This window comes from Sporobacter termitidis DSM 10068, assembly GCF_900130065.1.
Lineage (GTDB): Bacteria > Bacillota > Clostridia > Oscillospirales > Oscillospiraceae > Sporobacter > Sporobacter termitidis.
Window position 1 is genome coordinate 1 of the sequence record NZ_FQXV01000006.1, and the last position, 18310, is coordinate 18310.

The window sequence follows — 18310 nt, forward strand, 5'->3', positions numbered from 1 at the left end:
TCGCCAGGTGCATGACATATCTGGAGCTCTCCACCCAGCCCGGCTACATGGACGCCTTCGTCGCCGCCTGCTTCCTCCCTCATACCGACGCCGCCCTCTTCCCGTCCGTCGAGGTATAGCGATGGCGGAACGAAACCCCAACCAGCAATATGGCGTGCCGCTGGCCATCTATCAGGAGCGGTACGGGGCGCTGGACCCGGAGGAGGTCTCCCGGCGCGCCGGCGTCCCGTTTGACCCGGCGCGCGGCGTGTTCACCCTCACCGTTCTGGGCTTTGAAATCGACGCGGCCTGGCCGGAGTTTTCCCTGGCGCCGCGGGATGCGGAGCGATGCCCCAGCGCGCTGTACGACAAGGAGGGGCGCATCCTCCTGATCCGCTATCTCATCGAGGGTACGATGGCCGAGCCCACCGGGGCCTGGCTGCCCTACCGCGAGCTGCCCTGGGGCGACGTGTACGACCGCAACTTTCAGGGCCGGTGCATTAAGCGCCTGGCGTTCGGCTTCGGCGCCAAGCCCGGGGAGTTTGCCCGGGCCTGCCAGGCGCTTGGCGGCGTTCCTTACGACAAGGGCGACGCCTCTTATGACCTTGCCTTCCTCCCCCACGTCACCGTCCGGCTCATCCTCTGGTCCGGCGACGACGAATTTCCGCCCCAGTCCCAGTGGCTCTTCTCGGACAATATGCCCCTGGCGTTCACCGCCGAGGACGTGGCCTGCATGGGCGACGTGATCATCGGTGCGCTGAAGGAAATAGGGAAAAAATAAACGTATGGCCGCCCGAAAAGGGCGGCCGTTGTGCGTTTTAATATACGATACAAGACGTAACTTACAGAGGAAACGAGGTATTAGCATGGAGATCAGGCGTCTGAAACCGGAGCAGAAAAAACGCGCCGCCAAGGTGGTGGCCGATTCGTTTTACGATTACCCGTCGCTGATCTATTACTTTCCCGATACAAAGCGGCGGATGCGCTGTCTGCCCTGGTACATGGAGGGCGTTTTAAACAGCGCGGTCTCCTTCGGGGAGGTCTGGGTGACGGAGGACGTCTCCGGCGTGCTGTTTATACTGCCGCCCGAGCATACGCGGATGTCCGACTGGGACTATATTAAAAACGGCCTTCTGGCCGCGCCCCTGGTGGTTGGCCTGCACCGTTACCCCAACCTTTCCGAGTGCGAGGCATATCTGGCCGATACGCAGGAAAAGCTGCTGGCGGCGCGGCCGCATTACTATCTGTGGGGCTTATCGGTCGACCCCGCAAGGCAGCGGACGGGGGCCGGCACGGCATTGATCGCGTCGCTTCTCAAGAAAACAGACGCGGAAAACATGCCCGTTTACCTGGAGACCCACAGGGAGCAGAATGTCGCCTATTACGAGCAGCGGGGCTTTAAGCTCATTCACACCGATATTATTCCCAGGCACAATCTGGACTTCTGGTGCCTGCTCCACGAGCCGGGCGGAAAATAAATTATGGATTGGCCGCCTGTTCGGACGGCCAATTTTATCGCGGCGGCAGTTGAATCGTCTCCCGAAAAATACTATAATTATTCAAAACCACTTGCTTTAAGGAGGTACCATCATGAAAATCGTCATGCTCACCGGGAGCCCGAGGAAAAACGGGACGTCGTCGCTGCTGGCGGACAAGTTCGCCGAGGGCGCGGGAGAAAAGGGACATCACGTCGTGCGGTTTGACGCGGCGTTCAGGAAAGTCGGCGGGTGCATGGCGTGCGGGTACTGCAAGAGTCACGGCGGGGCGTGCGTGCAGAAGGACGACATGGACGAGATACTGCCGGCGCTTTTGGACGCTCATCTGGCGGTCTTCGTCACGCCGCTGTATTACTGGGACATGACGGCGCAATTAAAGGCTGTGGTGGACCGGTTCTTCGCCGTGGACAGGGCGCTGACGGACCCGCCCAAAGGCGCCGTGCTCCTTGCCACCTGCAACTCGCGGCACACGTGGGCTTTTGACGCCCTGACGGAGCACTACAAGGCCATCCTCCGGCACCTGCGCTGGGATGACCGGGGGACGCTGCTGGTATCGGGCGTGGGCGCCCGGGAGGATATCGAGGACACGGAATATCCGCAAAAAGCCAAGGCGCTGGGGCTGTCGCTGTAGCCGCCGGCACAAAAATACTACTCTTTTCACCCGGGGGGTAATAGCATTCGGGAGTCGTTTTGTGTATATTTATGTCGATAATCGGTTGCATATCAAATATTAAGGATGATTTTATGTTTTACTGGATCGGCATTATTGTTTTGCTTGCGGCTTTTATCCTCGGCTTTTCCTTCCTGGGCCCGGCGGGCGCCCTTTTGAACCCAGGCAGCCTGTTCATCATCTGCGCCGTCGTGCTGCCGCTGCTCATCGCCTCGGGACAGTTTCAGTATTTCCTGATGGGGATCAGGATCGCCGTGGGCCGGGTGAAAAAAGCTCCCGCCGAGGAGGTAAAAAAGGTGCTCGTCGCTCTGCAGCTCACCACCCGGCTGACGCTGCTGGGCGGCTTTATCGGCTTTCTGGCGGGCGGCATTTCCATCCTGGCCAACATGACGACGGTGCAGATGCTCGGCCGGCTGTCGGCCGTGGCCGTCGTCTCCATCCTGTACGCGCTGCTTGGCGTCTCGTTCCTGCTGCCGCTGCGGGCCAAGGCCGAGGCCTTTCTGATCGACATGACGAGAGCCCCGGGCAGTGCGGCCGATGAGTAATCCCGCGGTCAAGGCCGTCATTCTCCTCGTTTATCTGGCGCTGCTCTCGCTGATCATGGGCTTTGATTTTCTGCGCATCGTCAACCTCCCGTTTCTCGTCATGGTGTCGTCGGGCGGCCTGCTGCTGGCGCTGCTGGGCTACCGGAAGGGCTCGGGAAAATGGGGCTATCTGCAGAAGCTGAAAATCATGCTCCTGTTCTCGGGCGGGCTGACGGCGTTTCTGGCCAATATCGCCTTTCTGTCGGCGGGCACGCCGGACGGCGCGGAGCTCTACGCGGGCGCCGTACAAAATTTTCTGCCGCTCTTCTACGGCTTTTTATTTTACTTTATCCTGGATCTGATCCGGGTCCCGCAGGACGGGCCGGAGGACGGCGCGCCGCCGCCCGGCGGCGGCGCTGAAAATCTGGAGGACTACGACCTGACGCGCCGGGAGCTCGCCGTGGCCCGGGAGATATTGCTTGACCTGTCCAATGGCGAAATCGCCGCAAAGCTGTACATCACCGAAAACACGGTAAAAAAACACGTCAATCATATTTTTCAAAAGGTGGGCGCCCGGAACAGGACGGCGTTCATCGTCAGATTCGCCCCGAAGCCCGAGAGCAAAGCCTGACCACGCAACGGCTAAAGCGCGGCGGCAGATCATTCTGCCGCCGCGTCTTCTTTATGGGCCGTATTATTCCGCCTTTAATACCGCCCGGAGCTTTTCGGCCAGGGCTTCGCTCTTCGGGTCGTCGGCGACGATGTCTATCTGGTCGGGAGCGGTGACGCCGAGGCCGAGCTCTGCGGCGCGCCGCATCTGCTCCTGCTCAAAGATCGGGGTGTCCATGATGGCCTTGTTGCTGCCCAGGTGCTTGAGAAGGGCGAGGCCCACGGCGTCCAGAGCCACCCTGTCGCGGCCGGCGAACATGACGCCCGCCTTGGCCCGCTTGCCGTCCATGGGGCCGCCGTCCGTAAAGATGTCGATACCGTCCATGACGATAAAGTCGGGCGTGTAGGCCAGATTGATCTCGGCGATCATCCGGCGCATGTCGGGGGTGTTGTGCAGCTTGGGGAAATCCTTGGGCGTGAGGCCCACGGCGAGCTTTAAGGACATGCTGAACACGCCGCCGAAGCCGTGAGTCTTGAGACAGCAGGTGGACACGACCACATCGGCGTCCTGCACGACCTTCGGATATTCAAAATAACCGCCGGGCCAGTGCAGATCGTCCCGGCTGAATTTCACCCAGCCGCTGTCGTCCAGCGCCTCAAAGTTGACAAGCCCGGCGCCGTGCCTGGCGCAGAGCTCGGGGATGCCCTTCTGGCGCATGACCTCGGCGGTGTCCGCCGGGCCGCTGCGGTCGCCGACGGTAAGGGCGAGGGGATTTGCGGCCCTCAGGGCCTTCAAAAGCCCCTCCAGCGTGTCGTTATGGGTCGAGCCGGGGCACACGTCCGCCGTGTTGAAATTGGGCTTCAGGAAGACCTTTTTCCCAGCGTAATCGAGGGGGCCGATATGGCTTAAACAGCGGGTGACGCCCTCGCTCCTGTTTTCGGTCGCCACCAGGTATATCCGCGTTTTTTGATTCATTGGACAGCCTCCAGTTTTTTATTATTCATGGCTCTATCATAACGTCCGTCCCGCCGTTTTTCAATCAAATATTCCATACCGCGCCGCGCCGCCTTGAACGCGCCGGGGAATGGCGGTATAATGGGGCAAAAACAATACGCCGCACGCGCGGCGGAAGGAGATAAAATGATCGTATCGCTCCTCGTCTGGGACACCCCTTATCTCGAGGCCATTGAAGAGGCCACCGGCGAAAAGGTCGTGGAATGCCGCAGCGCGGAGGCGGCGCTGAAAGCGCTCCCCGAGGCCGACATTGCCCTCACCATGGGCGGCGCGGCGCTGCTGGACGAGACGCTGCTGGCCACCGCCAAAAAGCTGAGGCTCGTTTTGAGCGCCAGTGCCGGCGTTGAAAAGCTGCCGCTCGAAGCCCTCCACGCGCGGGATATCGCCGTCTGCAACGCGAAGGGCGCCCACGCCGTGACGATCGCCGAATATGTCCTGGGCGGGATGCTGGCCTGGAGCCATCATTTCCCGACGTTTATACAGCATCAGGAGAGGGCCCACTGGCAGTCCTTTTTTTCCGGCGACGACTTGGACGGCCAAACGCTCCTGGTAGTCGGCACGGGACTGATCGGCCGGGAGATCGGCAGGAAGGCCGGGGCCTTTGACATGCGCGTTCTCGGCCTGCGCCGCCATCCGGCGCCGGAGCCGCATTTCGACGAGATCCTGGGCATCGGCGCGCTGCGCGAGACGCTCCCCCGCGCCGACTTTGTGGTCATGGCCACACCCCTGACCGACGAGACGTATCACCTCATGGGCGCGGAGGAATTCCGTGCCATGAAGGATTCCGCCGTCTTTATCAACATCGCCCGCGGCGACACCGTGGATGAGGACGCGCTCATCAGCGCGCTGCGCGGCAGGCAGATCGCCGGCGCCGTCCTGGACGTGTTCCACCGGGAGCCCCTGCCCAAGGACAGCCCGCTCTGGTCCATGGACAACGTGATGATCACGCCCCACAACGCCGGGCTGTCGGACAGCGCCGAGCGGAAGACGATCCGGTTCCTGTGCGACAACATCCGGCGCTTCCGCGCCGGTCAGCCGCTGATCAACCAGATCAAAAAAGGCGAGGCATATTAAACTGCCGGAAAACCCGCTGCGCTGGGCTTTCCCGGCAACACGGGGGGAAGATTGTCGCCGCTGAGGCGGCTCTAAAGGTAAAGGGTGGCGGAAGTGAATTCCGCCACCCTTTAAGATTTGACCTTTTTTGGCTCTGTCACACGCCCGCGCACTCCGACGCCAAAAAAGCTTTTCGCCGTTGGCGAAAAGGACGGGGGACACGAGTAAAGGCCGCCCGCACGGACGAGGCTTTATTTTTTCATGCCGGGGCGCTTTCGCGCGCGGGGGCTTTGGCTTGAAGGACGCACTGGGCGGTGACGGCGGCGATGATGATAACGCCGCCCACAAGGGCGAAGGGTCCCGGACGCTCGCCGTTGAAGAGGAGCACCCAGACGGGGTTTAACAGCGGCTCCACCGCGCCGATCAGGCAGCACGGCAGCGGCGGACAGTACCGCACCGCCAGCCCCAAAAATATGTACGGAATGCCGATCTGCAAAACGCCCAGGACGACGACGGCGGACACCGTCGTTACCGACACCGTCCCCTGCGTGAAAAACGCGAAGGGGAGGCCGATCAGCGCCGTCAGCAGCTGGCCCAGCAGAATGCCGCTCATCTTCTCCCCGTCCGTGGCCTGGCCCACCGTGATGTACATGCCGGCCACAAACACCCCCGCCAGGATGCCGAGGATGTTGCCGAACAGCTGCCCCCCCTGCAGCCCGGTGATGAAGAACAGGGTGATGCCCGCAAAGGTCAAAAGCACGATGGCAAGCTCCGAGGCCTTGAATTTCTGCCGGAAAAGCAGCGCGGAAAACAGGACGATAAAGATCGGGGACGTGAACTCCAGCACGATAGCGTTGGCCGCCGTGGTGAATTTGTTGGCGGTCACGAAGCAGATAAACGTGGCGGCCAGAAAAAACATGCTGATGACCGTATTTTTGGAGAAGATCACCTTCTGCCGCGTCACCGCCATGTAGATGCCGATGGTGGCCGCCGCCAGCAGGCTCCGGACGCCCGCGATCACAAAGGGATTCCAGTCGATCAGCTTGATAAGTATCCCGCCCGTGCTCCACAGCGCCGCGCAGACCAGCATCTGCGCCACCGCGATTCTCTGTTTCTTTTTCAATCCTTATCCCATCCATCCGCGCAATATAGACTCAAACGAGGGCTATTATAGCACAGCGGTCGGGGTATCGCCAGCAAAATAAAAACGGCGTGACATAAAATCAATTGACCGCATAGAATAAAACGTCTATAATATAGTCAGAATGTTACTATGGAGGCTGATGCCATGCAAATCAAGCCGTCTGCGAATATCCGGCAGAATTACAACGAAATTGCCGAATTGTGCCGCGCCACGGGGGAGCCCATTTTTCTCACAAAAAACGGCGAGGGCGATCTTGTGGTCATGGACATCGATACATTCACCCGCCGGGAAAAAATGCTGAAGCTCCGTGAGGAGCTCCTGGCAGTGGAAGAAGACCGTCTCGCCGGCAGAACCGGATACACTCCCGACGAATTGGAGCGCTATCTGGACGGTATTATCGCCGGAGCATAGCAATGGACAAAAGAGCAGCCTATGACGTCATTGTGTCCGACCGCTCCCGCCAGATGCTGGCCGGCCACATTGCTTTTCTGGCCAGAACAAGCCCCGACGCGGCCCGCGAAGCAAAAAATAAAATTATCGCCGGTATCCGTTCTCTCTCCCAATTGCCCGAACGTTTTCCGTTTCTGGATGCGGAATTCATCCCGCCGAATAAGTACCACAAGATGTTCATTGAAAAACGGTACCTGGTGCTGTACCAGATCAGGGACAGGACCGTATACGTCGATTATATTGTCGATTGCAGGCAGGATTACGGCTGGTTCATGCGGTAATCCATACGCAAAAACGGCGGACACAGCTGCGCTGTGTCCGCCGTTTTTATTTATCCTCAATAGCTGCTGATGGGCAGGGATTCGTCGTCCTGCCCTTTTTCCAGCGCGCGGATGACGACGTAATAGCTGTACTCGGGATTCACGTCCACCCGGACGCGGTCGCCCACCTTATGGCCCATCAGCGCCTTGCCCAGCGGCGATTTCGGGCTGATGATCCCCTGCAGCGCGTCCTGCCGCAGGGTGGTCGTGAGCCGGATGGTCTGGGCCTCGCCGTCCTCCTCGAAATATATTTCCACCGTGTCGAACAGGCCCACCTCCCCGGCTTTCGACGCGCCGGAAATCACCTTTGCCGTTTTGATCATCCGTTCAAGATACCGGATGCGGCTGTCGTTGCGGTTTTTCACCTGCTTTGCCGCCTTGTATTCAAAGTTTTCGCTCAGATCGCCGAAGCCCCTGGCGGTCTTCACATCCTCCAGAATCTGCGGCCGCAGGACATTGACCCGGTATTCAATCTCCTCCCGCATTTTTTTAATGTCGACCTCTGTCAGTTCATCGTACATGGTACTGCCTCTTTTTAAGTTTATCTAAAGAAATTATGGCGCTCTTTATTATGGATTAACCGCACTGGACGCGGGAATCGCGGCCGCTTTTTTAAGAGTTGGCCGCCGCTTCCGCGGCCATCACGCAGTCGATGGCCAGCACCACCGAAAGGGCGACGATCTCGTCGCGTTCGTCCGCGATGTCCATTTCATAACAGTCGCCCCACGTCATCCATTCCTTGTGGATCGTCACGATCGGCCGGCTGCCCTGGACGATTTCATAGTCGTGGGCCCAAAAGCTGCCGTTGATCTCCCAGCCCAGGCCCTCGATGCTGTACCTCGGCCGCAGAAAAGTCAGCTCCTTGACGATTTCCGCGATCTCCATCCCCTCCACAAACACAAAGTAGCGCGGCAGGAAGCTGAAAACCTTCTGCTGTATAAAGGCGCGTTCCGCGCCGGCCATGTCGTATAGATGCAGCTTCTTTCCAAATGAAAAGAGCTCGCCCTCAACGTAATACTTATCCCGCCCGGCCTCGTCCATCACCGTGAACCGGTCCACCCATGAAAACACCTTTTGCTGTATGTACAATTTCATTGTTTTCCCCTCCTTTGCCTGCGCGGAAAAGCTTAATGCAGCCATATACAGCCTCAGCTTAGCATGGGTCCTGTTTTTGCCTGCTTTTGCTCTTCAAGTCCGCGCGCCGGCGCAAAGCTCTGAACCCCTTAACAGGCTTACATAGCGGCACGGCCTTCTGCCAGCCTGCTTATATGATCGATATTTTCTTTGATTTCATTTATCTCCGTCTCATACTTAACGACGTGATATTGGACGGAACGGTGGATTCCGGTCGTGCTGAATATCATTTCCCGTTCTTCAATGACCTCCTCGAGAAGATCCTTAAGCCTTTTAATCTCGTTATTAAGCTCCTCGGTACTCATATCGTCATATTTTTTCATATGAATTCCGCCCATCCGCATAATCGCCCCCTGCCTTGGATTATATTCCCTCCCCTCTTAATTATCAACACCGCGCGGCGAAAAGCCCCGCCGGCCGGCGGAGGAACCGCGAAAGACGAGGCGAACGCAGTTTGCCCCTGCGACGCTATACGAAATGCGCCGCAGGGGCGAGCTGTGACCGTCGGTTGACCGCGCTACTGCGCGGGTTTTATGTATCGCGGGGTTAAATTCTCTCCTCCCACCAGCCGAAGCCGACACTGCCGGCGGCGGCGGAGGACGGGGAATCCGGGTTTGACAGGAGTACCATAAGGTTGCCGCCGGGCGGGATAATGAGCTTGCCTCCTTCTTCCCCGCTTATCGTCTCGTTGGGCGCGCCCCGGCGCGCAAAGCCCATAACGCCGCCGGAGGGCTCGGTGGTGGAATTGGACGCCTGCAGCAGCTTGACCTGCGGCGCCGGCAACGGCCAATAGGCCGTATTGGCCGGGGTGACGCGCGGCGATTCCTTCCACGCGCCGGCCGTTTTGGCATTAAACCAGAACTGCGCGGTGTAGCCCCCCGGGGCCTCCATGGGATTCGACGCGCCCGACACGCCGGTGACGGTCCAGGTGTCCACGTGCAGGTTGACGTCCGAGTCCAGCGGATTATACAGCATGGCCCACGCGGTCGTGCCGTTTCCGAAGGTCAGGCCGTCGGCATAGCCGATAAAATATTCGCCGATCTCCGACTGATACAGCTCGATGGGCACGCAGATGGTCTTCGGCCCGATTGTGGTTTCTATGGTTTTGTTGCATTTGCCGCAACATTCATCGTTCTTCATAAGCTCACCTATATAAGTAAAATGTGAAAGCGCTTCACCCTATTGTATAAAAAATCCCGCGGGCCTGTGATTGCCGGCAGGGACGAAATCGGCCGCCTTGGGCGGGTACGGCCTGAACCAGGGGTCGTAGGCCAGGCAGGCGACAGGTGACGCCGTGTGCCTCAATTTTCTCTTGACGGCTAACGTTTGTTAGCGTATAATGCAGCTAACAAACGTTAGCCGCCAGGGAGGCTTATATATGGCGCAGGCCAAAGACAGGACAACCAAAGAAAAAATATTTGCCGCATCGATCGATTTGTTTGCCAAAAGCGGATTCAAGGATGTATCCATGCGCGAGATCGCCGCTCATGTGGGCATTAAGGCGAGTTCCCTTTACAAGCATTACGAAAGCAAAGAGGCCATACTTGACCATATTTTCAGCACCTTCAAGGAGAAAATGAATCAGACTGCTTTCCCCCCGGAGGGACTCGGCGACACTATGACTTCCATGACTCCCGAAGATTTTTTAAACAAATCATTTGACAAATTCAAAACGGCGATGTGGGACCCGGAGGTCGTGAAAATAGCAAAAATCATCACCGTTGAACAGCAGCGGAATCCTTCGGTGCGGGATTTTTTCATTCGGGAGCTTATCGAAAAACCGAACCAAACGCTCCGCCACGCCTTTGACCGGATGGCGGAAAGCAACCTGATCGATCCGGCAGACACCGGGGTACTGGCCGAGGAGTACGTTGCCTATGTCGTCAGTCTTTACTTTGAGCAGAACTTTCTGCGCGAGCGTTTGGACCTTGACGAGATCGACAAAAAAATGAAGCAGCACAACGATTTTTACGCCCGCTATATTCTTGTCAGGAAGGGTGCACCTCGAAAATGAAGGTTTTAGCCATTATAGGGAGCCCGAGGAAAAAGGGCAACACATATCATGTGGTCGGGCAGATCAGAGAAAATATGCTCAGGGCCGACCCTGACATTGATTTTGAATACCTCTTTCTGCGCGACAGCAACCTCCAGATGTGCACCGGCTGTTTCGTATGTATTGCGCGCGGCGAGGACAGCTGCCCTTTAAAGGACGACAGGGATTTGATACGCGCCAAGCTCTCAGAAGCCGACGGGCTCATATTTGCCGCGCCGGGCTACGCCATGGGCGTGCCCGGTCTGATGAAGAATTTTATTGACAGATTCGCTTATACCTGTCATCGGCCCTGCTTTTTTGACAAAACAATTCTGGCGGTCACGACCATCGGGGCCGCAAGGGGCATGAAGCAGACGCTGAGCCAGCTTGCGGTTTTGGCCGGCGGCGGCAGGGTGATGAAGCTCGGGGTCACGATGCCGCCCATTCCCATGACCGGCGCCGCGAGGGCAAAAAGGAAAATCGATAAAGCCTCCGCCGCTTTTTATGACGCATTAAAAGAGCAAAAGAAAAGACTTCCGGCCATAGAGGATTGGGGCTGGTTTTACGCATTCAAAACCTTTTGCTCCGTCGAAGCGTATCAGAAAGCGTGTCCGGCGGATATCGCATATTATAAAGACAAAGCAGAATACTTTTATCCGCTCCGCGGCCACTATGCCCGGCGGCTGCTCGGCAAAGCATTCAAGGGTATTTTCAAGCTCAGTATCGGGCTGATGGTTGAACGGCCGCCCTTGGGGCGGCCGTTTCGTCGTTTATAGAGCCTGCATATCTTTGATGAGCGCCCGGGCTTCCTTCGCGGCGTCCACCATGCGGAAATACAGGTTGTCCTGGGCGGAAAGCTCGTAAGGCACGTCGTCGGCGCACCTGTCGAGCATCAGGGCGATCTCCCGCAGCGCGGCGGCGATGCTGTTATTCTCCATGGCGGCCGCTCCTGTCGTTCGTCATTAAATGCAGCCGCTTCATCTTTTCGTCCGCCGCGGCGTATTTTTCCGTCTCCGCCGACAGGTCGGCGGCCAGTCCGGCGAGCCTTTGCCGGAAGGCCTCCAGCTTTTCCCGCATTGCCTCCGGCGCCCCGCCCAGCAGCGCCCCGAACTCTTCGGCGTGACCGCTCATCAGCCCCGCGCACCGGCGCGCCTCATCAACATCGACAAATATATAAGACATCGTCTGTAACCTTTCACATGTGATATGGAGGAATTATAGCAGGCCCGCGCCGGAACTGCAACAAAGCAGCACGGGTTCGCCCTATGAGGGGCCGCGTGATTTTGCACCGTAGGGCAGCTAGCGCTTGACCACCAGCGGCATAAACACATCGTCGACGATCTCGCGGACGGTCTCGTCGGATATCGGCGCGCGGTGGATGAAAATTTCAAAGCGGAACAGGTCCAGCGGCAGCATGGCAACGCGGCGGGGAACCTTTTCCGCGATCACCTCGCCCCGCTTCTCGGCGTTTTTCAAGATTGTCATCATGCCGTCCAGGAGCGTATTTTCTGTGTCGCTTTCATGCTCTCTCTGCATGGACGCGCTCAGGACCTTGCCGATCATATCGGCCATCAGGCCGTGCAGGGTTTCGGCCCCGACGATGCGCAGCGGGGCCCCCAGCCCTGAAAGGAGCCGGTAAACGTCGTCCCGAAGGCTGCCTGTATCCGGCACCTCCCTGGGAATCATGGGGAGCACATATTTCCGCAGGACCATGACCACAAGCATGGCCTTGTTTTCCCACCGCCGGTATACCACGGCCTTGTTCGTTTTTGCCCGGGCGGCGACGCTCTCCATGGTCAGGCGGTTATAGCCCGCCTCCCGCAGTTCGTCCCAGGCCGCCTCAAGAATGGCGTCCTCCAAGACCTTGCCGCGCCGGCGGGTCCCGCTCTGTTTCACGTTCCCGTTTTCCTCATCCATACGCGCCGCCATCCTTTATAAAAATTTCATAATTTACTTATTGCTTTTTTACGCCGGCAGTGTATCATAGCAAATAAGAGACGATACGTTTCTTATTCGCTATGAAAGGAACATATATATGGCAGACAAAAAACTGAAAAAACAAAAGACAACCGGGGAAAGGCTGGACCCGGCCGTCGTCCGGGTGTCGGTCATCCTCGTCCTCGGCGTTCTGGCGCCGCTTCTGGACAGCACGATGATCAACGTGGCGCTGAAGACGATGGCCCTGGAGCTGGAAACAACGGTCTCCGTCATCCAGTGGGTCGCCACCGGCTACGCGCTGGCCATGGGCATCGCGGTGCCGATCTCAGGCTGGGCGGCCGACCGGTTCGGCGGCAAGCGGGTGTACGTGTTTTCGATGCTCCTCTTTTTCGTCGGCTCGGTCCTGTCGGCCGTGTCCTGGAGCATCGGGAGCCTCATCTGCTTCAGACTGGTCCAGGGCTTCGGCACGGGCCTGATGCTCACCACGCTCACCACCCTGATCGTCCATATCTCCGGCGGCAAAAAGCTCGGCAGCCTCATGTCCATCATCAGCATCCCCTCGCTGCTGGGGCCGATCCTGGGCCCGCTGCTGGGCGGCCTGATTCTCAACGGCCTGAGCTGGCGCTGGACCTTTTACATCAATATCCCCATCTGCTTCATCACGCTGCTGCTGACACTGTTCCTGGTGCCCAAGGACGCGGGGCAGAAAGGCAAGACCCGGCTGGATATAGCCGGTATCCTTCTCCTGTCGCCCATGTTTGCGGCCTTTATCTACGGCATCTCCCAGGTGAGCTCACACGGCGGCTTCGGCAGCCCGGCCGTGCTTGTCCCGGTTCTCGCCGGCGTCGTGCTGCTGCTGGCCTTCGTCGTCTACGCGCTGCGGGCCAAAAAGCCGCCCGTCATCGACCTGCGCCTGTTTAAGTCCCGGAACTTCTCCGCCTCGACGGTTGTGATGTTCCTGTCTGGTATCGCCACAAACGGCGCCATGCTGCTGCTCCCATTATACTACCAGCAGGTCCGCGGCGAAAGCGTTTTATTGACCGGCGTCATGATGATCCCCCAGGGACTCGGCATGCTGCTGACCCGCAGTCTCGTCGGCCGCCTGACCGATAAGACGGGCGCGCGGGGCATCGTACTCGTGAGCCTCGCCGTCACGATCCTCGGCACGATCCCCTTTGCCCTTGCCGGCGGGGAGACAAGCAACGTCCTCCTGGCGGCGGCGCTCCTGGTGCGGGGCGCGGGGCTGGGCGGCATGGCCATCCCGGTCATGGCCTCCGTCTACGAGGGGCTCCAGAGAGAGCAGGTGCCCCACGCCAGCATCGCCATGCGAATCCTCCAGACGATCGGCGGCGCCTTCGGCTCGGCCACCCTGGCCGTCATCGTCCAGCATCAGCTCACCGCCCTCGTGCCGGTGGCCGCGTCGGCGGCTTTCAATACGGCGTTCTGGTGGGCCGTCGGCTTCACCCTCATCGCCGCCGTCCCCGCGCTCTTCCTGCCGCTGCGCAAACAAGAATCCCCCGGCATGGCGGCCTGAGCATCTAATGCACGCGTACCTTCAATCCGTACCCTTCCAGCTGCGCTTTCCGGTCCTGCATCAGCGCGTCGGACGGCGGCTCGGCCATGAAGACGGTGTCGTTTTTCAGGAGCCTGTCGTGCTTGGAAACGCCCAGGGTATGGTACGGCAGGAGCTGGACAATGTCGACGGCGTCCCTGATGTCGGAGAGGAACCGGCCGTATGTATCAAAATGCGCCTTGGACTCGTTGAACATCGGGATGACCGGTATCCTGACCCAGAGGCGCCCGCCGGCCCCCGCTATCTTCCGGGCGTTGTCCAGTATCGGCTCGTTGGGCACGCCGATGACCTGCCGGTGCAGGGCGCTGTCCATATTCTTGAGGTCGTAGAGGAACACGTCGGTATACGGGAGGAGCTTTTCCACGACCTCCCAGGGGACGAAGCCCGTCGTATCCACGGCGGTGTGGAGGCCGGCCGCCTTGCAGCGCCGGAGCAGCTCCAGCGTAAACTCCGGCTGGCTGAGGCACTCGCCGCCCGAGACCGTCACGCCGCCGCCCGATTCCTCAAAAAACGGCCGGTCGCGCTCGATCCGGCGCATGACCTCGTCTACCGTCCGGTCCGTGCCGCACATGTACAGGGCGCCGGCCCGGCACGCCGCGGCGCACGCGCCGCACTCGTCGCATTTTGATTTGTCCACCGCGGGGCAGACGATGTCCTCACCGGCGGCGTTCTGCGAAACGGGCCCCGGCGTGACCGCCCCGTTGGGGCAGGCGTCGAGGCACTTCCCGCACGCGTCGATTCCAAGGCAGCGGACGCCCATCCAGTTGAGCTCCGTTTTGAATTCCTGAGACTCCGGGCTGTGGCACCAAGGGCAACGCAGGGGGCAGCCCTTGAGAAACACCGTCGTCCTGATGCCGGGCCCGTCCTGCACGCTGAAGCCCTGGATATCGTACGTTTTCCCTGTGAGTGTTTTTTCCATCCCAGGCACCCGCCTCATCTTATAAATTCCGCCGGCGGCGTTATTGACAGCCGCCGCCCGGCACCGCCATTATAGCACAAGGCGCCGCCTCCGACCAGAAGATGCGGCGCCTCGCGCTGGGAAAAAGGAGGTGTGCTGTAATCAAACTGAGGATGGTCTGCCCGCCGGAAAAAAGTTTAATACGTATCTAGCTACGAAATAAGACGTGTGGTATAATGCAGACAACGGCACTTTTGTTAAATTTTGTCCCGGCGCATCATCAAAAAACCTTGTGAAGGAGTAATGGCGATGTTCCAGTTTTCCCCCGTGTCCGACCGGATCAGGCGCATCCGCGAGAAGAAGGATGTCTTCACCGGCGGCAAGTACATGACGCTCAACGCCGAACGCACGAAAATCTACACCGACTACTGCAAAGCGCACGACAACGAGTTCCCGCTTTTAAAGCGCGCCGGCGCGCTCTACGCCTGGTGCGCGGAGAAACAGACAAACGTCTTCGACGACGACGTGTTCGTCGGCACCCCCGGGCCGGACGCCCAGTCCCTGTCCCCCTATGTGGAGTGGAGCTGCGACTGGATTCCCGGCGTGGTGGACGACACGGACGAAAACTTCAGGCGCGCCTGGCAGACCGCCGACTCCATCCATATGAGCGACGCGCAGCGCGGCATCTTCCGTGACGCCTACGATTACTGGAAGGACAAAACGCTCTCGAAGCTTGTGGAGGGCGCGCTCACCCAGGACTTCTGGGACGAGGCCTTCGGCAACGGCTGCATCTTAAACGGCATGGTCATGGGCAACAGGGTCATGACCACCGTGTCCGGCATGCCCCAGGGCCATTATGTCGCCAATTTCGACAAGGTCGTCAACACCGGCTTTGCCGCGGTGAAAAACGAGGCCCTGCAAAAAATCGCGGCCCAGAAGGGGAAGCTCACCGGCGACAGGGCGAAATCCCACGTCTTCTACCACGCCGTCATCCGCGTGTGCGACGGGGCGATGCTCCTGTCCAAACGCTACGCCAAGGTCTGCCGCGAGAAAGCCGCGTCGGCGTCCGGCGCGCGCCAAGCGGAGCTCTGGCGCATGGCCGATTCCCTGGAGTGGATCATGGAAAACCCCGCCCGGACATACTGGGAGGGCCTGCAGGCCATCCTCCTCTATGAGCTCCTGCTTATCACCGACGCGCAGCAGCACGGCCAGTCCATGGGCCGCGTGGACAAATACGTGGGCCATCTGCTCAAAAAGCAGCTGGACGAGGGCACCATCACCCTGGAGGAGGCGCAGGAGTATTCCGACGCGTTCATCCTCCGCATCTACGATTTCATCTCGCTGCCCGGCTTTTTCATGAACAATCAGCGGCTCATCGACCTCAACGAAAAGGGCGGCAACCTCTTTACCTCCATCTATGACGGCATGACAGCCACCGCCGGCATCGCCCTGACCCTGGGCGGCGTGACGCCGGACGGCGCCGACGATACGACGCCGGCCACCGCGCTCCTTTTGCAGACCTACGGCCGCATGCGCCTGCCGGACCCGACGGTGGCGCTCCGCATCAACAAAAGCACGCCCGACGAGATCTGGCGGCTGGCCATCGAGTCCAGCAAGCTCTGCGGCGGCATCCCCCAGCTCCAGAACGACGAGATCATCATCGCCTCCCTCATGGACATGGGCTTTACGAAGGAGGACGCCTGCAACTACAGCATCGTCGGCTGCGTGGAGCCCGCCGGTACCGGCAACGAGTGGCCCGCCTGCGGCATGACCGGGCGGGAATCCATTTGGAACATGATGGACGTTGTCCAGCTGGCGATCAACGGCGGCGTCAATCCCCGGAGCGGGAAGACGGCGGTACCCTGCAAAAAGCTCTACGAATATGAGAGCTTCGACGAGTTCAAGGCCGCGTTTGAAACGGAGATGCGCCACGTGCTGGACTGGAACGTGTCCTATTCCAACATGTTCGAAATGGTCTATTCCCAGTACTTCCCCTGTATCGCCGCCTCCGCCATGACGGAGGGGTGCATCGACAAGGGGAAGGATGTCACCGAGGGCGGCGCCAGGTACAACCGCACCGGCTGCACCGCCTGCGGCACCGCCAACGTGGCCGACAGCCTCATGGCCATCAAAAAACTCTGCTTTGACGACAAAACCGTTCCCCTCAAAACGATGTACGACGCCCTGCAGGCCAACTGGGAGGGCTATGAGGACCTCCGCCAGACCGTTATCAACGACGTGCCCCATTACGGCAACGATATCGATGAGGTCGACGAGCTGGCCGCCTGGGCCTTGGGGCTTTTTGCCGACATGATGGCGGCCGAGACCGGCCCCCGCGGCAATTACTCCGGCGGCACCTTTACCATGACGGCCCACATCTACATGGGCGCCATGCTGGGCGCCACGCCCGACGGCCGCAAGGCCGGCGAGCCCATCGCCGACGCCATCTCCTCCCGCCAGGGCTTTGACAAAAACGGCCCCACCGCCTATCTCCGGAGCGCCGCCAAGCTGCCCCACCGCAAGCTCACCAACGGCGACCAGCTGAACATCAAGTTCACCCCCACCTCCGTGGAGGGCGACGAGGGCGCGCTGAAGCTCCGCCAGCTCATCTGGACGTACTTCCGCCTGGGCGGCATGCAGGTCCAGTTCAACGTCGTTTCCACCAAAGCCCTGCGCGAGGCCCAGAAGAACCCGGACCAGTACAAAAATCTCGTCGTTCGCATCGCCGGCTTCTCCACATATTTCGTCACCCTGAACCAGAACACCCAGGACGACTTCATCCGCCGGACGGAACAGGCGCTGTAAGCGGCGCAGGGAGTGATTCTGCCGCGCCGGGAAAGGTCCCTCCTTCACGTTTCGCGCCGCTGTATGTAGCATGCTGCCGCGCCGGGAAGGCTCCCTCCTTCAGTCGCCTGCGGGCGACAGCTCCCTCGTCTGAGGGAGCCGGGGAGGGACGCGGCCCAAAAAAAGCCTCCCTCGGCCGAGGGAGGTGGCGCGGAGCGCCGGAAGGAGTGAACTACCGCGTGTCTCTCGAATACAACAGAGCCCTGATCGACCGGGCGAAAGAGTTACGCAGAAGCCTTACGCCTCAGGAGCGAAAGCTTTGGTATGAATTTCTCTCTGCATATCCTGTCAGATTTCAGCGCCAAAAGGTTATAGATAGCTATATTGCCGACTTTTACTGCGCCAAGGCAAAGCTCATCATTGAGCTCGACGGAAGCGGACACTTCGAACCGGAGCAAAAGGAATATGACGCAATAAGGACAGAAATTCTGAATGCCTATGGTCTTACGGTTATAAGGTTTACGAATCTGGAGATCGAACGGAATTTCTCTGCTGTTTGCTCAGCCATAGAGAATTCGGTCAAAGAATCGCTCCTTCAATTGTTGGAAAATGACGGCGCAACCCAGTCGTTTTCCAAGCCTCCCTCGGTCGAGGGAGGTGGCGCGGCAAAGCCGCGTCGGAAGGAGTGAAC

At 59.4% G+C, this 18310-nt stretch carries 24 protein-coding genes; 14 read left to right on the forward strand and 10 right to left on the reverse strand.

Annotation, left to right across the window (positions count from 1 at the left end; all coding sequences use genetic code 11):
- Positions 1-11: 11 nt before the first annotated feature.
- The 6 genes from BUB60_RS20135 to BUB60_RS09430 all read left to right on the forward strand — a co-directional run bounded on the left by BUB60_RS20135 (position 12) and on the right by BUB60_RS09430 (position 3300).
- Positions 12-119, forward strand: coding sequence for an ASKHA domain-containing protein (locus BUB60_RS20135; RefSeq protein WP_479725498.1), 108 nt, complete (start codon positions 12-14; stop codon positions 117-119).
- Positions 120-121: 2 nt separating this feature from the next.
- Positions 122-760, forward strand: coding sequence for a DUF3786 domain-containing protein (locus tag BUB60_RS09410; protein ID WP_073078156.1), 639 nt, complete (start codon positions 122-124; stop codon positions 758-760).
- 85 nt (positions 761-845) lie between these two features.
- Positions 846-1457, forward strand: a complete 612-nt coding sequence (locus BUB60_RS09415) for a GNAT family N-acetyltransferase (protein WP_073078158.1) — start codon at positions 846-848, stop codon at positions 1455-1457.
- 112 nt (positions 1458-1569) lie between these two features.
- A complete protein-coding gene (locus BUB60_RS09420; protein ID WP_073078160.1) occupies positions 1570-2106 on the forward strand; it encodes a flavodoxin family protein in 537 nt (178 codons plus the stop codon).
- Positions 2107-2219: 113 nt separating this feature from the next.
- Positions 2220-2690 carry a hypothetical protein gene (locus BUB60_RS09425; protein ID WP_073078162.1) on the forward strand — a complete coding sequence of 157 codons (471 nt, stop codon included), beginning with the start codon at positions 2220-2222 and terminating at the stop codon, positions 2688-2690.
- On the forward strand, positions 2683-3300 hold the full coding sequence (locus tag BUB60_RS09430; RefSeq protein WP_073078164.1) for a helix-turn-helix domain-containing protein: 618 nt from the start codon (positions 2683-2685) through the stop codon (positions 3298-3300). Before BUB60_RS09425 ends, BUB60_RS09430 begins: the two co-directional genes overlap by 8 nt.
- Positions 3301-3363: 63 nt before the next feature.
- Here BUB60_RS09430 and BUB60_RS09435 read toward each other — a convergent pair whose 3' ends face one another.
- The gene (locus tag BUB60_RS09435) at positions 3364-4254 is read right to left on the reverse strand and encodes a DUF362 domain-containing protein (protein WP_073078166.1); all 891 of its coding nucleotides are present in this window, start codon (positions 4252-4254) and stop codon (positions 3364-3366) included.
- Positions 4255-4419: 165 nt separating this feature from the next.
- Here BUB60_RS09435 and BUB60_RS09440 point away from each other — a divergent pair, with 165 nt between their 5' ends.
- On the forward strand, positions 4420-5367 hold the full coding sequence (locus tag BUB60_RS09440; RefSeq protein WP_073078168.1) for a D-2-hydroxyacid dehydrogenase: 948 nt from the start codon (positions 4420-4422) through the stop codon (positions 5365-5367).
- Positions 5368-5605: 238 nt separating this feature from the next.
- On the opposite strand, the gene BUB60_RS09445 is transcribed toward BUB60_RS09440, so the two are convergent.
- On the reverse strand, positions 5606-6469 hold the full coding sequence (locus BUB60_RS09445) for a DMT family transporter (RefSeq protein WP_073078170.1): 864 nt from the start codon (positions 6467-6469) through the stop codon (positions 5606-5608).
- Between the two features lie 165 nt (positions 6470-6634).
- On the opposite strand from BUB60_RS09445, the gene BUB60_RS09450 reads away from it, so the two are divergent.
- Positions 6635-6901: a type II toxin-antitoxin system Phd/YefM family antitoxin gene (locus BUB60_RS09450; protein ID WP_073078172.1), complete on the forward strand. Its 267-nt coding sequence runs from the start codon at positions 6635-6637 to the stop codon at positions 6899-6901.
- Between the two features lie 2 nt (positions 6902-6903).
- Positions 6904-7221, forward strand: coding sequence for a type II toxin-antitoxin system RelE/ParE family toxin (locus BUB60_RS09455; RefSeq protein WP_073078174.1), 318 nt, complete (start codon positions 6904-6906; stop codon positions 7219-7221).
- Between the two features lie 56 nt (positions 7222-7277).
- Here the strand turns inward: BUB60_RS09455 and BUB60_RS09460 are convergent, their stop codons facing one another.
- From BUB60_RS09460 to BUB60_RS09475, 4 genes are all read right to left on the reverse strand, one after another.
- Complete coding sequence (locus BUB60_RS09460) at positions 7278-7781, reverse strand: GreA/GreB family elongation factor (RefSeq protein ID WP_073078177.1); 504 nt, start codon at positions 7779-7781, stop codon at positions 7278-7280.
- Between the two features lie 91 nt (positions 7782-7872).
- A complete protein-coding gene (locus BUB60_RS09465) occupies positions 7873-8355 on the reverse strand; it encodes an LURP-one-related/scramblase family protein (protein ID WP_073078179.1) in 483 nt (160 codons plus the stop codon).
- A 137-nt stretch (positions 8356-8492) separates the two neighbouring features.
- On the reverse strand, positions 8493-8717 hold the full coding sequence (locus BUB60_RS09470; protein ID WP_143162313.1) for a hypothetical protein: 225 nt from the start codon (positions 8715-8717) through the stop codon (positions 8493-8495).
- A 223-nt stretch (positions 8718-8940) separates the two neighbouring features.
- A complete protein-coding gene (locus tag BUB60_RS09475; protein ID WP_073078183.1) occupies positions 8941-9534 on the reverse strand; it encodes a DUF6143 family protein in 594 nt (197 codons plus the stop codon).
- 238 nt (positions 9535-9772) lie between these two features.
- Here BUB60_RS09475 and BUB60_RS09480 point away from each other — a divergent pair, with 238 nt between their 5' ends.
- Positions 9773-10408, forward strand: coding sequence for a TetR/AcrR family transcriptional regulator (locus BUB60_RS09480; protein ID WP_073078185.1), 636 nt, complete (start codon positions 9773-9775; stop codon positions 10406-10408).
- Positions 10405-11202: an NAD(P)H-dependent oxidoreductase gene (locus BUB60_RS09485; RefSeq protein ID WP_073078187.1), complete on the forward strand. Its 798-nt coding sequence runs from the start codon at positions 10405-10407 to the stop codon at positions 11200-11202. Before BUB60_RS09480 ends, BUB60_RS09485 begins: the two co-directional genes overlap by 4 nt.
- Here BUB60_RS09485 and BUB60_RS20140 read toward each other — a convergent pair.
- The 3 genes from BUB60_RS20140 to BUB60_RS09495 form a co-directional block, all read right to left on the reverse strand.
- The gene (locus BUB60_RS20140) at positions 11197-11364 is read right to left on the reverse strand and encodes a hypothetical protein (RefSeq protein WP_159435379.1); all 168 of its coding nucleotides are present in this window, start codon (positions 11362-11364) and stop codon (positions 11197-11199) included. The genes BUB60_RS09485 and BUB60_RS20140 overlap by 6 nt on opposite strands.
- A complete protein-coding gene (locus tag BUB60_RS09490) occupies positions 11354-11608 on the reverse strand; it encodes a hypothetical protein (protein ID WP_073078189.1) in 255 nt (84 codons plus the stop codon). Before BUB60_RS09490 ends, BUB60_RS20140 begins: the two co-directional genes overlap by 11 nt.
- Before the next feature lie 117 nt (positions 11609-11725).
- Entirely contained in the window at positions 11726-12343 is a 618-nt protein-coding gene (locus tag BUB60_RS09495) for a TetR/AcrR family transcriptional regulator (protein WP_073078192.1), read from the reverse strand.
- 118 nt (positions 12344-12461) lie between these two features.
- On the opposite strand from BUB60_RS09495, the gene BUB60_RS09500 reads away from it, so the two are divergent.
- Positions 12462-13898 (forward strand): DHA2 family efflux MFS transporter permease subunit, encoded by a 1437-nt coding sequence (locus tag BUB60_RS09500; RefSeq protein WP_073078194.1) that lies wholly within the window; start codon positions 12462-12464, stop codon positions 13896-13898.
- Between the two features lie 4 nt (positions 13899-13902).
- On the opposite strand, the gene BUB60_RS09505 is transcribed toward BUB60_RS09500, so the two are convergent.
- Positions 13903-14856 carry a glycyl-radical enzyme activating protein gene (locus BUB60_RS09505; RefSeq protein ID WP_073078197.1) on the reverse strand — a complete coding sequence of 318 codons (954 nt, stop codon included), beginning with the start codon at positions 14854-14856 and terminating at the stop codon, positions 13903-13905.
- Positions 14857-15144: 288 nt separating this feature from the next.
- On the opposite strand from BUB60_RS09505, the gene BUB60_RS09510 reads away from it, so the two are divergent.
- Positions 15145-17640, forward strand: coding sequence for a pyruvate formate lyase family protein (locus tag BUB60_RS09510; RefSeq protein WP_073078199.1), 2496 nt, complete (start codon positions 15145-15147; stop codon positions 17638-17640).
- Positions 17641-17858: 218 nt separating this feature from the next.
- The gene (locus BUB60_RS09515) at positions 17859-18308 is read left to right on the forward strand and encodes an endonuclease domain-containing protein (RefSeq protein ID WP_073078202.1); all 450 of its coding nucleotides are present in this window, start codon (positions 17859-17861) and stop codon (positions 18306-18308) included.
- Positions 18309-18310: the final 2 nt, after the last annotated feature.

Bases quoted from the DNA above. Each gene is read 5' to 3' on its own strand.
- BUB60_RS20135 (WP_479725498.1), top strand. From the start codon at position 12: ATGACATATCTGGAGCTCTCCACCCAGCCCGGCTACATGGACGCCTTC.
- BUB60_RS09410 (WP_073078156.1), top strand. From the start codon at position 122: ATGGCGGAACGAAACCCCAACCAGCAATATGGCGTGCCGCTGGCCATC.
- BUB60_RS09415 (WP_073078158.1), top strand. From the start codon at position 846: ATGGAGATCAGGCGTCTGAAACCGGAGCAGAAAAAACGCGCCGCCAAG.
- BUB60_RS09420 (WP_073078160.1), top strand. From the start codon at position 1,570: ATGAAAATCGTCATGCTCACCGGGAGCCCGAGGAAAAACGGGACGTCG.
- BUB60_RS09425 (WP_073078162.1), top strand. From the start codon at position 2,220: ATGTTTTACTGGATCGGCATTATTGTTTTGCTTGCGGCTTTTATCCTC.
- BUB60_RS09430 (WP_073078164.1), top strand. From the start codon at position 2,683: ATGAGTAATCCCGCGGTCAAGGCCGTCATTCTCCTCGTTTATCTGGCG.
- BUB60_RS09435 (WP_073078166.1), bottom strand. From the start codon at position 4,254: ATGAATCAAAAAACGCGGATATACCTGGTGGCGACCGAAAACAGGAGC.
- BUB60_RS09440 (WP_073078168.1), top strand. From the start codon at position 4,420: ATGATCGTATCGCTCCTCGTCTGGGACACCCCTTATCTCGAGGCCATT.
- BUB60_RS09450 (WP_073078172.1), top strand. From the start codon at position 6,635: ATGCAAATCAAGCCGTCTGCGAATATCCGGCAGAATTACAACGAAATT.
- BUB60_RS09455 (WP_073078174.1), top strand. From the start codon at position 6,904: ATGGACAAAAGAGCAGCCTATGACGTCATTGTGTCCGACCGCTCCCGC.
- BUB60_RS09460 (WP_073078177.1), bottom strand. From the start codon at position 7,781: ATGTACGATGAACTGACAGAGGTCGACATTAAAAAAATGCGGGAGGAG.
- BUB60_RS09465 (WP_073078179.1), bottom strand. From the start codon at position 8,355: ATGAAATTGTACATACAGCAAAAGGTGTTTTCATGGGTGGACCGGTTC.
- BUB60_RS09470 (WP_143162313.1), bottom strand. From the start codon at position 8,717: ATGAAAAAATATGACGATATGAGTACCGAGGAGCTTAATAACGAGATT.
- BUB60_RS09475 (WP_073078183.1), bottom strand. From the start codon at position 9,534: ATGAAGAACGATGAATGTTGCGGCAAATGCAACAAAACCATAGAAACC.
- BUB60_RS09480 (WP_073078185.1), top strand. From the start codon at position 9,773: ATGGCGCAGGCCAAAGACAGGACAACCAAAGAAAAAATATTTGCCGCA.
- BUB60_RS09485 (WP_073078187.1), top strand. From the start codon at position 10,405: ATGAAGGTTTTAGCCATTATAGGGAGCCCGAGGAAAAAGGGCAACACA.
- BUB60_RS20140 (WP_159435379.1), bottom strand. From the start codon at position 11,364: ATGGAGAATAACAGCATCGCCGCCGCGCTGCGGGAGATCGCCCTGATG.
- BUB60_RS09490 (WP_073078189.1), bottom strand. From the start codon at position 11,608: ATGTCTTATATATTTGTCGATGTTGATGAGGCGCGCCGGTGCGCGGGG.
- BUB60_RS09495 (WP_073078192.1), bottom strand. From the start codon at position 12,343: ATGGATGAGGAAAACGGGAACGTGAAACAGAGCGGGACCCGCCGGCGC.
- BUB60_RS09500 (WP_073078194.1), top strand. From the start codon at position 12,462: ATGGCAGACAAAAAACTGAAAAAACAAAAGACAACCGGGGAAAGGCTG.
- BUB60_RS09505 (WP_073078197.1), bottom strand. From the start codon at position 14,856: ATGGAAAAAACACTCACAGGGAAAACGTACGATATCCAGGGCTTCAGC.
- BUB60_RS09510 (WP_073078199.1), top strand. From the start codon at position 15,145: ATGTTCCAGTTTTCCCCCGTGTCCGACCGGATCAGGCGCATCCGCGAG.